The organism is Rhodococcus sp. WMMA185 (assembly GCF_001767395.1).
Classification (GTDB): domain Bacteria; phylum Actinomycetota; class Actinomycetes; order Mycobacteriales; family Mycobacteriaceae; genus Rhodococcus_F.
Window position 1 is genome coordinate 1,900,350 of record NZ_CP017014.1, and the last position, 11,399, is coordinate 1,911,748.

The window sequence follows — 11,399 nt, forward strand, 5'->3', positions numbered from 1 at the left end:
CCTGCACGAGTGCGCGAGGCCTGAGATCGCCCTCGAGTGCGAGCGTTGCTGATGGGCACCGCGACTCCTTTCCCGCCCACACGCCACGGTCAGCTATGTGGGGCGGGAAAAGGGGGTTCGCGGTTGATGAGCATCACAGATCCACACCTACCACAGAACCGGGGGCAGCCCGGCGCAGCGCATCGCGCACTCCCGAGTTCGGCGTTCGAGGCCCGATCCGGCACCGCGCTCGAGTTCCCGCGGCGATATGAGACGAGCTACAGGTACTGACCTGTGTTGGACTCGGTGTCGATGGCGCGGCTCGCGCTCGCGTTCTTGCCGGTCACCAACGTGCGGATGTACACGATCCGCTCGCCCTTCTTGCCCGAGATGCGCGCCCAGTCGTCCGGGTTGGTGGTGTTCGGCAGGTCTTCGTTCTCCGAGAACTCATCGACGATCGAATCGAACAGGTGCTGGACCCGCAGTCCCGGGGCACCGGTGTCGAGTACCGACTTGATCGCGTACTTCTTGGCGCGATCGACGATGTTCTGGATCATCGCACCCGAGTTGAAGTCCTTGAAGTAGAGGACCTCCTTGTCGCCGTTGGCGTAAGTGACCTCGAGGAACCGGTTCTCCTCGCTCTCGGCGTACATGCGGTCGACAACCCGCTCGATCATCACCCGGATGCAGGCGGTGCGATCACCCCCGAACTCCGCCAGATCGTCGGTGTGTACCGGAAGTGTCTCGACGAGGTACTTGGAGAAGATATCCTGCGCCGATTCCGCGTCGGGGCGTTCGATCTTGATCTTCACGTCCAGACGGCCAGGACGCAAAATCGCTGGATCGATCATGTCCTCGCGGTTGGAGGCACCGATCACGATGACGTTCTCCAGCCCCTCGACGCCGTCGATCTCGCTGAGCAACTGTGGTACGACGGTCGTCTCGACGTCGGAGGAGACACCCGATCCGCGAGTGCGGAAAATCGAATCCATCTCGTCGAAAAACACGATCACGGGAGTGCCTTCGGACGCCTTCTCCCTGGCCCGCTGGAAGATGAGCCGAATATGCCGCTCGGTCTCACCGACGAACTTGTTCAGCAGTTCGGGACCTTTGATGTTGAGGAAGTAGGACTTGGCTTCCTTGCTGTCTTGCCCCCGGGCTTCCGCGATCTTCTTCGCCAGCGAGTTGGCCACCGCCTTTGCGATGAGCGTCTTGCCGCAGCCGGGTGGACCGTACAACAGCACACCCTTCGGTGGCCGGAGTTCGTATTCGTGGAACAGATCCTTGTGTAGGAATGGCAACTCGACGGCGTCCCGGATCTGCTCGATCTGCCGACCGAGGCCACCGATGTCGTCGTAGTGCACGTCCGGGACCTCTTCCAGGACCAGATCCTCGACCTCGGCCTTCGGGATTCGTTCGAACGCGTAGCCGGCCTTCGAGTCCACCAGCAGGGAATCACCCGGGCGCAGCTTGCGGGTGGGCGAGTCCGCGTCGTACGCGATCGTTTCCTTCTCGCTGTCGGCTACGACGGTTGCGAGGGGTTTGGCCAGCCAGACGATCCGCTCCTCGTCCGCGTGACCCACCACGAGCGCGCGCTGACCGTCGTCGAGAACCTCGCGCAACGTGCAAATCTCCCCGACACGCTCGAAAGTACCGGCCTCCACGATGGTGAGTGCCTCGTTGAGGCGCACCGTCTGGCCGAGACTGAGAGTCTCGGCATCGACATTGGGTGAGCAGGTCAACCGCATCTTGCGACCGGATGTGAATACATCGACCGTCTGATCGTCGTGCACGCCGAGGAGAACGCCGTAGCCGCTCGGGGGCTGGCCAAGGCGATCGACCTCCTCCCGAAGCGCAACGAGCTGCTGACGTGCTTCCTTGAGGGTGTCCATCAACTTGGTATTGCGGATGGACAGCGAGTCAACTCGGGATTCCATCTCACGAAGCTGTTCCGGAGTCTCCGCGAGCTGCCTGCGTAGTGCCGACGCCTCCGCCCGTAACGCCTCGAGCTCTCGTGCAGCCGCAACCGGATCGGGGTTCTCTGTCGAGCTCATGTGCGTCTCCTCCCACTGAGATCTATCAACGCTACCGGGACGGCCCGTGTTCTGCTCCGTGACACGGATTCTGCCGATTGCGAATTGGCATACGACACCGCGCCCCGGTCACCGAATCCAACATCGTGCCCTACTATCTGCTGCGCGAGTTCCTTTCTTCTGCACAACCAACGAATTCGTCGTGATAATCCGTGCCCCTCAGGTAACAGGTCACCCCTTGCCGGATCGGCGCTGAGGCTTTGGGGTGACGGTTCCCTCGGCCAGTCGCCGCGCACTTACCAGAAACGCGGTGTGTCCCTGCATCCTGTGCTCCGGGCGCACCGCTAGCCCCACGACGTGCCATCCGCGGACGATCGACTCCCACGACCGCGGCTCGGTCCAGCACTCCTGATCACGCATGGCCTCCACGACCCGAGACAGTTGCGTCACGGTCGCCACGTACACGACGAGGACACCTCCCGGCACCAGAGCCTTCGACACGGCGGGCAGCGCATCCCAGGGCGCCAGCATGTCGAGGACGACCCGGTCGACCTGTCCGCCCGCGGCCTCGGCGTCGAACTCGGCGACGTCGGCGATCGTCAGATCCCAGTTCTCCGGTCGCTGCCCGAAGAACGTCTCGACGTTCCGGACCGCATGGTCGGCATGGTCTTCACGTACCTCATACGAAATGACCCGACCCTCCGGCCCGACCGCCCGAAGCAGCGAGCATGTCAGCGCCCCCGACCCTGCCCCAGCCTCGAGCACCCGGGCGCCAGGGAAGACGTCGCCCTCGTGGACGATCTGGGCGGCGTCCTTGGGGTAGATGACCTGTGCGCCTCTAGGCATGGACAGGACGTAGTCGACGAGCAGCGGCCGCAACGCGAGATACGGTGTGGAGTTGGTCGACTTGACCACGCTGCCTTCGTCGGTTCCGATCAGGTCATCGTGCAAGATGCCACCACGATGGGTGTGGAATTCCTTCCCCGCCTCCAGATTGACGGTGTAGCGCCTCCCCTTCGCATCCGTCAGCTGGACACGATCGCCCACCCGAAACGGTCCGCTCGGTCGCGTTTCGCGTCCCACCATCGTCACCGACTCCTCAGACTGTCCGTCCGGCGCCACTCCGGCGCCCGCACCTGCGTCGCGACTTGACTGTCGGACCCAGGGCCTACCCTGCCAGGTGTGAGCATCTCAGAGTCGTCAGCCCCCGCCACAATGGGTTCCCCACCACAGGTCGGCGACGTTTCTGCCACCCGCGGGCGGCCCGCCCTCTCCCCGTCCCGCGCCGGAGACTTCAAACAGTGCCCACTTCTGTACCGGTTCCGTGCCGTCGACCGACTCCCCGAGGTGCCGACGCGGGCACAACTCAAGGGCACTCTCGTCCATGCGGCGCTCGAGACGCTGTTCGGATTGCCTGCCCCCGAGCGGGTGCCGCAAACTGCGGTCCTTCTGGTGCGCCCATCCTGGGAGCAGATGCTCGCCAAATCGCCCGACCTCACCGATCTGGTGCCCGAGGACGAGGTCGACGCGTTCCTTGACGAAGCGTGCTCGCTGGTCAACGCCTACTACGAGATGGAAGACCCCACGCGATTCGAGGCTCAGTCGTGCGAGCTCCGAGTCGAGACCGAACTCGACGACGGCGTGCCGCTCCGCGGATTCGTCGACCGAATCGACGTCGCCCCCACCGGGGAACTGCGGGTGGTCGACTACAAGACCGGACGCGCTCCGCGAGAGATGTCCGAGCCCAAGGCACTGTTCCAGATGAAGTTCTATGCGCTGGTCCTGCTACGCACCCGGAGCATCGTTCCCACGCAACTGCGCCTGCTGTATCTCGGGTCGGGCACGGTGCTGACCTATGCACCCGACGAGGACGAGCTCCTACGGTTCGAGCGCACGCTCTCAGCGATCTGGAAGGCCATCGTCACGGCAGGCGCAACGGGCGATTTCCGGCCCAATCCGAGTCGACTCTGCGAGTGGTGTGATCACAAGTCCCGGTGCCCCTCGTTCGGGGGAACGCCTCCCCCATACCCGGGATGGCCTGGGGGACCGCCGCAAGCGCAACCCGGTTTCGAAGAGGTTGTTGTCGAATGAGCTCCGACTCTCTCGTGGCCGCCCGGCCGCTTCGAGGGAGGTCAGAGTGCCCGGCAAGACCGGATGTTCGAGGCCAGTATGGCCTTGGCACCGAGGTTCGCGAGGTCGTCCATGACGGCGTTGTGGCCCTTGATCGGCACCATAGCCCTGACCGCGACCCAGTTCTCGTCGGCGAGCGGCGACAATGTCGGTGACTGTAGGCCCGGTGTGATCTTTAGCGCGTCGCCGAGGATCGTCTTGGGGCAGTCGTAGTCGAGCATCACGTTCTGCTGGGCGAACACGATGCCCCGGACGCGTTCGATCAGCTGGTTGCGTGCGGAATCGTCCGTCGACGCGCCGAGTCGTTCGATGAGTACCGCCTCGGAGTCGCAGAGGGAATCCCCGAACGCGGTCAGGTTGTGCTGGCGGAGCGTCCGGCCTGATCCGACGACGTCGGCGATCGCGTCGGCGACACCGAGCTGGATCGAGATCTCCACGGCACCATCGAGACGGATGACCGTGGCCTCGATACCGCGGGCGGAGAGGTCGTCGCGGACCAGGTTGGGGTAGGACGTCGCAATGCGGAGTCCGGCGAGGTCCTCAACGGTCCAATTCTTGCCTTCCGGGGCCGCGTACCGGAACGTGGAACTGCCGAAGCCCAGCGACAGACGCTCGGAGACCGGGGCGCCGGAGTCGCGGGCCAGGTCGCGGCCGGTGATCCCGAGATCGAGTTCACCGGAACCGACGTAGATCGCAATATCCTTGGGCCGCAGAAAGAAAAACTCCACCTGATTGGACCGGTCGAGGACGGTCAGGTCGCGGGAGTCGGTGCGACGACGGTAGCCGGCCTCGCTGAGGATTTCGGCGGCGGACTCGGAGAGCGAGCCCTTGTTCGGGACTGCGACGCGCAGCATGACAGGGGTTCCTTTCGGGGACGGGCTAGAAATGTCTCGATCACCGATCACAGATGCCGGTAGACGTCCTCGAGCCTCAGACCCCTGCCCACCATCAGCACCTGCGTCCAATACAGCAGCTGGGAGATCTCCTCGGCCAGCGCCTCGTCACTCTCGTGTTCGGCGGCGATCCAGACTTCACCCGCCTCTTCGAGGATCTTCTTCCCCTGCGAATGGACACCGGCATCCAAAGCTGCAACGGTGCCTGAGCCCTCGGGGCGGGTAGCGGCACGCTCGGTCAGCTCGGTGAACAGGGATTCGAAGGTCTTCACGGGAACCCATTGTTTCACGTCGCGCGGCCTACCGCCCCCGCGGCTCCGTCGGAACGTTCACCACCGAAGGGTGCGGCGGCTTTCGAACCGGCGAGCCTCTCGGGTGTGCGGATCGATGAATTCGATTGCCCGTGCAAGCAGTCGCAGCGGGGTCGAAAAGTCCCCGGGCTCGGAGCGACGGAAGTTGGGGTAGTAATTGTCGCCCAGGATCGGCAGACCCATCGAGGACATGTGCAATCGAAGTTGATGTGTCCGTCCGGTCTTCGGTCGCAATCGGTAGCGTGCCTGCGCTCCCCTGGCCTCGATGAGTTCGATGACGGTCTCGCTGTTCGGCTCTCCCGGCTCCTCGGTCGCCGTCATGACGCCGTGTTCCTTGGCAATGCGGCTACGAACAGTACGTGGAAATTCGATGGCTGGGTCGTACGCGGCAATCGCCTCGTAATCCTTGGCAACCTGCTGCGAAACGAACAGGTCCTGATACGCACGACGATCCTCACGACGGATGAGGAACATGAGAACTCCGGCAGTCATCCGGTCGAGTCGGTGTGCCGGGGTGAGGTCGGGCAGGTCGAGCGCTCGGCGCAATCGCACCACTGCGGTTTCGGTGATGTGCGCGCCGCGCGGAATGGTAGCGAGGAAGTGTGGCTTATCGATCACCAGCAGACGATCATCACGATGAAGAATCTCGATGTCGAACGGAACCCGGATCTCCGGCGGGGGGTCGCGGTAGAAGTAGACGAATCGGGTCGGGGCATACCGAGTCTCGAGGTCCACAACCCGCCCGTGTTCGTCGACAATCCCCCCGCCGTCGACGAGCGAGAGCCAGTGCTCGCTCTCGGCGGGATGGGCCTGCACCAAGAACTCGGCGATAGTGTTCGCCTCGACCCCGGCCGGCATCCGGATCCGGTCGGGCCCGAGGCCGTCACGGATCGGCAATGGTGCCCCGGCCACCTCAGACGGGCCGATTCGTTGCTGCGCAGTCGGTGCAGACCAGTGCCAGTTTCCGGCCCTGACTCACCGGCAGATTCTCGTAGCGGGACGTCGGAGCATCACACTCAGTGCATCGACCCAATGTCTTTGCCTGATCGGTGAATTCAATGCTCATCCGTTTGTCGAAGACGTAGAGCGATCCCTCCCATAGGCCGGTGTCACCGAATGTTTCGCCGTACCGGACGATGCCGCCGTCGAGTTGATAGACCTCGTCGAATCCTCGCGAACGCATCAGAGACGACAGAACCTCACATCGCACTCCCCCGGTGCAATACGTCACCAGCGCCTTGTCCTTCAGATGGTCGTACCTGCCGCTGTCAAGTTCGTGCACGAACTCACGAGTTGTCGACACATCGGGTACGACGGCATTCCGAAATCGCCCGATCTCTGCCTCGAAGGCGTTGCGACCGTCGAAGAAGACCACGTCGCCGCCGCGCTCCTCGACCAACCGGTGGACGTCTTCGGGTGCCAGATGCGTGCCTCCACCCACTACACCGTCCGCATCTACCTTCAGCTCACCCGGTGCACCGAACGTCACGATCTCCGGCCGTACCTTGACACTCAGTCGAGGGAAATCGTCCCCGAGTCCGTCAGACCACTTGATGTCGGCATTCTTGAACGGCGCGTAGCTGCGCGTGCCCTTGACGTAGCGCTTGACATCGTGAACGTCGCCGCCCACCGTGGCATTGATGCCGTGCTCGGAGACGAGGACGCGTCCGGTCAGGTTGTGGGCCTCGGCGAGCGTGTACTGCCACAGTCGAATCGCCTCGGGATCTGCGAGCGGTGTGAACACATAGAACAGGACAATTTTCGGGACGGCCACGGGAATCGAGGATACTCAGCGCCAGATTTCGCTTGGCTACGCCCAGAGAGTCGCCAGATCGAGCCCGGACAGGCCCTCGAGGCTCTCACGAAATACCCGGCCAGGGGCAGCCGGGACCGCGACCTCGCACGGAACCACCAGAACCATGCACCCGGCGGCCTGCGCGGACGCGACACCGGTGGGTGAATCCTCGATCGCAAGGCACTGAGAAGGATCGAGCCCCAGCAGTTCGGCACCGCGCAGATACGGGTCGGGGTTCGGCTTGCCCAGCGCAACCTCGTCACCGCACACCGAGTGGTCGAAGTGCTCGCGACCGAGCGTGTCCAGGGCCCGGTCGGTGAGCCTGCGCTCGGTATTGGTCACGAGGGCGGATCTGAAACCGCCCGCCCTCACCGCCAGCAGCGCATCGCGGGCACCGGGCCTCCATGGGATGCCGTCGCCGAAGAGTTCCTCCACCCGGCTGAACACCCATTCCTTGGCCTCGGCCAGCGCGTGCGGATCGCGATCGAGCCCGAGGGAGTCGAAGACGATTTCGAGAGCATTGACGCTCGATGCACCGATCGTCTTCTGCCGCGTCTCCGTGGTCATCGGACCGCCGAGATGGACCGACAACTCCCGCATCGCCACATCCCAGATCTTCTCCGAATCGAGCAGCGTGCCGTCCATGTCCCACAAAATGCCCTCGGGGCCCACCAGCGCATTAGACATTGAAGTAGTTCGCCTCCGGGTGGTGTAGCACGAACGCGTCCGTGGACTGCTCGGGGTGCAACTGCAGTTCTTCGGACAGTTTCACGCCGATTCGCTCCGGTGCCAACAGCGCCACCATCTTGGCGCGGTCCTCGAGATTGGGGCAGGCGCCGTAGCCGAAGGAGAGTCTTGCACCTCGGTACTCGAGGTCGAAGTACCCCGAGACCTCCCTCGGGTCCTGGTCGGCCACGTTGTGGCCTCCCGGCAACACGAGTTCTTCCCGGACCCGCCGATGCCAGTACTCGGCCAACGCCTCCGTCAGCTGAACGCCGATGCCGTGTACCTCGAGGTAGTCGCGATACGAATCGGCGGCAAACAGCTCGTTCGCAAAGTCGGCGATCGGCTGTCCCATGGTGACCAACTGCATGGGAAAAACGTCGACCTGACCGGTCTCCTTCGCCTGGGTACGCGAGCGGACGAAATCCGCGACGCACAAGAAGCGGCCACGTTGCTGCCGCGGAAAGGTGAAGCGGAAGCGTTCCGCCGCATCAGGGGCCGGGTCGGCGAGCACAACGACATCGTCGCCCTCGGACACCGCAGGAAAGTAGCCGTACACCACAGCGGCATGGGCGAGGATTCCCTCGGTACTCAAACGATCGAGCCAGTATCGCAGACGCGGCCGGCCCTCGGTCTCCACCAGTTCCTCGTACGTTGGACCGTCGCCGGCTCGCTGACCGCGCAGACCCCACTGCCCGAGAAACAGAGCGCGTTCGTCGAGCAGGCCCGAATATTCCGACAGCGAGACACCCTTGACGATCCGGCTGCCCCAAAATGGCGGGGACGGGACGGCGATGTCGGTGGCTACGTCGGAGCGCTCCGGCACCTCGACCGGGGTCTCGGAGGCCTTGCGCTTCTCTGCGATCCGCTTGGATCGTTCATGGCGGGCCTTGCGTTCGGCCGCCTTCTCTCGTGCGGCGATCGCTTCGGGGCTGTCCTGGCGCGGCCCGTCTCCCCGTTTCTCGGCCATGATCTCGTCCATACGGCGAAGTCCCTCGAAGGCATCGCGCGCATAGCTGACATCGCCCTGGTACAACTCGGCCAGATCGTTTTCGACATACGACCGGGTCAGCGCCGCACCGCCGAGGAGTACGGGGAATTTTTCCGCCACCCCCTTGGCGTTGAGTTCCTCGAGGTTGTCCTTCATCACCACAGTCGACTTGACCAGTAGCCCGGACATGCCGATGACGTCGGCCTTGTGCTCGATCGCCGCGTCGAGAATTGTGGCGATCGGCATCTTGATGCCGAGATTGACCACGTCGTACCCGTTGTTGCTCAGAATGATGTCGACGAGGTTCTTGCCGATGTCGTGGACGTCGCCCTTTACTGTGGCGATGACGATGCGGCCCTTGCCGTCCTCACCGGTCGCCTCCATGTGCGGCTCGAGGTACGCCACCGCAGCCTTCATCACCTCGGCGGACTGCAACACGAACGGAAGCTGCATCTGCCCGGACCCGAACAGTTCGCCGACGGTCTTCATGCCGGACAGCAGGGTCTCGTTGATGATCGCCAGCGGCGGCTTCTCGGCCATCGCAGCGGTCAGATCCTCGTCCAGTCCATTGCGCTCGCCGTCGACGATGCGACGTTCCAGCCGCTCGAATAGCGGAAGTGCGGCTAGCTCCTGGGCGCGGGATTCGCGGGCGGAGGCCGCCGAGACACCTTCGAACAACTCCATCAGCTTCTGCAGCGGGTCGTACCCGTCGCGTCGGCGGTCGTAGACCAGGTCCAGAGCCGCCTCCCGCTGATCGTCCGGAATGCGTGCCATCGGAAGAATTTTCGACGCGTGCACGATAGCTGTGTCAAGCCCGGCGTCGGTGCACTCGTGCAGGAAAACCGAGTTCAGGACCTGCCGAGCGGCCGGGTTGAGGCCGAACGAGATGTTGGAGATCCCGAGCGTGAAATGGACCCGAGGGTGCCGCCTGTGGAGTTCGCGGATTGCCTCGATGGTCTCGATTCCGTCCCGCCGCACCTCCTCCTGGCCAGTAGAGATCGGAAACGTCAGCGCGTCGATGATGATGTCGGACTCGTCGAGGCCCCAATTGGTGGTGATGTCCTCGAGGAGACGCTCGGCGATGGCGATCTTGTTCTCGGCTGTGCGCGCTTGCCCGTTCTCGTCGATGGTCAGCGCGACGACGGCTGCACCGTGTTCCTTCACCAGACGCATGATTCTCTGGAACCGGGAATCTGGGCCGTCACCGTCCTCATAGTTGACGGAGTTCACGGCGCACCGGCCGCCAAGGTGCTCGAGACCGGCCTGCAGTACCGCGGGTTCAGTGGAGTCGAGCATGATCGGCAGGGTCGACGCGGTCGCGAATCGGCTCGCGAGTGCGGCCATGTCGATTGCACCGTCGCGGCCGACGTAGTCGACGTTGAGGTCGAGCATGTGGGCGCCGTCGCGCGTCTGGTCCTTCGCGATGTCGAGGCACTTCTGATAGTCCTCGGCGATCATTGCCTCACGAAATGCCTTGGAGCCGTTGGAGTTCGTACGTTCGCCGATCATCAGGATGCTGGCGTCCTGTTGGAACGGTACCGCTGTGTACAGCGAGGACGTTCCGGATTCGTGGATCGGCACCCGCCCCGCCTTCTCGACGCGGCGAACCGCCTCCGCCACCTGGCGGATGTGCTCCGGGGTGGTACCGCAGCAGCCGCCGACCAGTCCGAGACCGAACTCTGCGACGAAGCCGCTGAGCGCTTCGGCGAGTTCCTCCGCAGTGAGCGGGTATTCGGCACCCTTCGGTCCGAGCTGCGGCAGTCCGGCATTGGGCATGACAGAGACCGGGAGCGAGCTGTATTTGGACAGGTGGCGCAAGTGCTCGCTCATCTCGGCAGGACCGGTCGCGCAGTTGAGGCCGATCATGTCGATTCCGAGCGGTTCGAGCGCGGTGAGTGCGGCACCGATCTCACTGCCCAGAAGCATTGTGCCGGTGGTCTCGACCGTGACATGGGTAATGATCGGCAGCCTCGATCCCAGCTTGTCCATCGCTCGCCGACTACCCTGGATGGCGGCCTTAACCTGCAGCAAATCCTGGCAGGTCTCGACCAGGATGGCATCCGCTCCCCCGTCGATCATGCCCATGGCCGCCTCGGCGTATGCATCGCGAAGGCTCGCGAACGGAGCGTGGCCGAGTGTCGGCAGCTTCGTACCCGGTCCCATCGATCCCAGGACGAAACGCGCCATTCCGTCGCGGCCCGGTCCCATCTCATCGGCCACCTCACGCGCCAGCCGAGTGCCCTTCTCCGCCAATTCGCGAATGCGGTCGGAGATGTCGTAGTCGGCGAGGTTGGGGAGGTTGCAGCCGAACGTGTTGGTCTCTACGGCGTCGGCCCCCGCCTCGAAGTACGCGCGGTGAATGTCCTTCAGCACATCAGGGCGCGTGTCGTTGAGGATCTCGTTGCAGCCCTCGAGCCCGAGGAAATCGTCGAGCGTGAGATCCGCGGCCTGCAACATCGTGCCCATGGCTCCGTCGCCGATGACAACGCGCTGCTTCAACGCATCGAGCAAACCAGAGTGAAATGGTGCAGACATGCCGTCCAG

Annotated in this window: 9 protein-coding genes; 1 reads left to right on the top strand and 8 read right to left on the bottom strand. The window is 63.9% G+C overall.

The genetic code is table 11. The features are described 5' to 3' along the window. Positions 1-257 precede the first annotated feature (257 nt). Together arc and BFN03_RS08390 are read right to left on the bottom strand one after the other, a co-directional pair. Positions 258-2,033 (bottom strand): proteasome ATPase, encoded by a 1,776-nt coding sequence (gene arc / locus BFN03_RS08385; RefSeq protein ID WP_070378636.1) that lies wholly within the window; start codon positions 2,031-2,033, stop codon positions 258-260. A 210-nt stretch (positions 2,034-2,243) separates the two neighbouring features. Beyond that, positions 2,244-3,098: a tRNA (adenine-N1)-methyltransferase gene (locus BFN03_RS08390; protein WP_070380735.1), complete on the bottom strand. Its 855-nt coding sequence runs from the start codon at positions 3,096-3,098 to the stop codon at positions 2,244-2,246. A gap of 96 nt (positions 3,099-3,194) precedes the next feature. Between BFN03_RS08390 and BFN03_RS08395 the strand changes: the two genes are divergently transcribed. Further along, positions 3,195-4,103, top strand: a complete 909-nt coding sequence (locus BFN03_RS08395) for a RecB family exonuclease (protein WP_070378637.1) — start codon at positions 3,195-3,197, stop codon at positions 4,101-4,103. Between the two features lie 41 nt (positions 4,104-4,144). Here the strand turns inward: BFN03_RS08395 and hisG are convergent, their stop codons facing one another. From hisG to metH, 6 genes are read right to left on the bottom strand one after another with little or no spacing between them, the layout of a single operon-like run. Then, a complete protein-coding gene (gene hisG / locus BFN03_RS08400) occupies positions 4,145-4,996 on the bottom strand; it encodes an ATP phosphoribosyltransferase (protein ID WP_070378638.1) in 852 nt (283 codons plus the stop codon). Between the two features lie 47 nt (positions 4,997-5,043). Beyond that, a complete protein-coding gene (locus BFN03_RS08405; RefSeq protein WP_198163432.1) occupies positions 5,044-5,325 on the bottom strand; it encodes a phosphoribosyl-ATP diphosphatase in 282 nt (93 codons plus the stop codon). A gap of 39 nt (positions 5,326-5,364) precedes the next feature. Then, entirely contained in the window at positions 5,365-6,258 is an 894-nt protein-coding gene (locus BFN03_RS08410; protein WP_070378639.1) for a pseudouridine synthase, read from the bottom strand. A gap of 1 nt (position 6,259) precedes the next feature. Next, positions 6,260-7,120: an oxygen-dependent tRNA uridine(34) hydroxylase TrhO gene (gene trhO, locus BFN03_RS08415; RefSeq protein WP_070378640.1), complete on the bottom strand. Its 861-nt coding sequence runs from the start codon at positions 7,118-7,120 to the stop codon at positions 6,260-6,262. 36 nt (positions 7,121-7,156) lie between these two features. Beyond that, a complete protein-coding gene (locus BFN03_RS08420; RefSeq protein ID WP_070378641.1) occupies positions 7,157-7,828 on the bottom strand; it encodes an HAD family hydrolase in 672 nt (223 codons plus the stop codon). Next, entirely contained in the window at positions 7,821-11,390 is a 3,570-nt protein-coding gene (gene metH / locus BFN03_RS08425; RefSeq protein ID WP_070378642.1) for a methionine synthase, read from the bottom strand. The genes BFN03_RS08420 and metH overlap by 8 nt, the downstream gene beginning before the upstream one ends. Between the last annotated feature and the right edge of the window lie 9 nt (positions 11,391-11,399).

What these genes read in the sequence shown, in the direction of transcription:
- hisG (WP_070378638.1), bottom strand. Translation starts at nt 4,996, where the DNA reads ATGCTGCGCGTCGCAGTCCCGAACAAGGGCTCGCTCTCCGAGTCCGCC.
- metH (WP_070378642.1), bottom strand. Translation starts at nt 11,390, where the DNA reads ATGTCTGCACCATTTCACTCTGGTTTGCTCGATGCGTTGAAGCAGCGC.
- BFN03_RS08390 (WP_070380735.1), bottom strand. Translation starts at nt 3,098, where the DNA reads ATGGTGGGACGCGAAACGCGACCGAGCGGACCGTTTCGGGTGGGCGAT.
- BFN03_RS08420 (WP_070378641.1), bottom strand. Translation starts at nt 7,828, where the DNA reads ATGTCTAATGCGCTGGTGGGCCCCGAGGGCATTTTGTGGGACATGGAC.
- arc (WP_070378636.1), bottom strand. Translation starts at nt 2,033, where the DNA reads ATGAGCTCGACAGAGAACCCCGATCCGGTTGCGGCTGCACGAGAGCTC.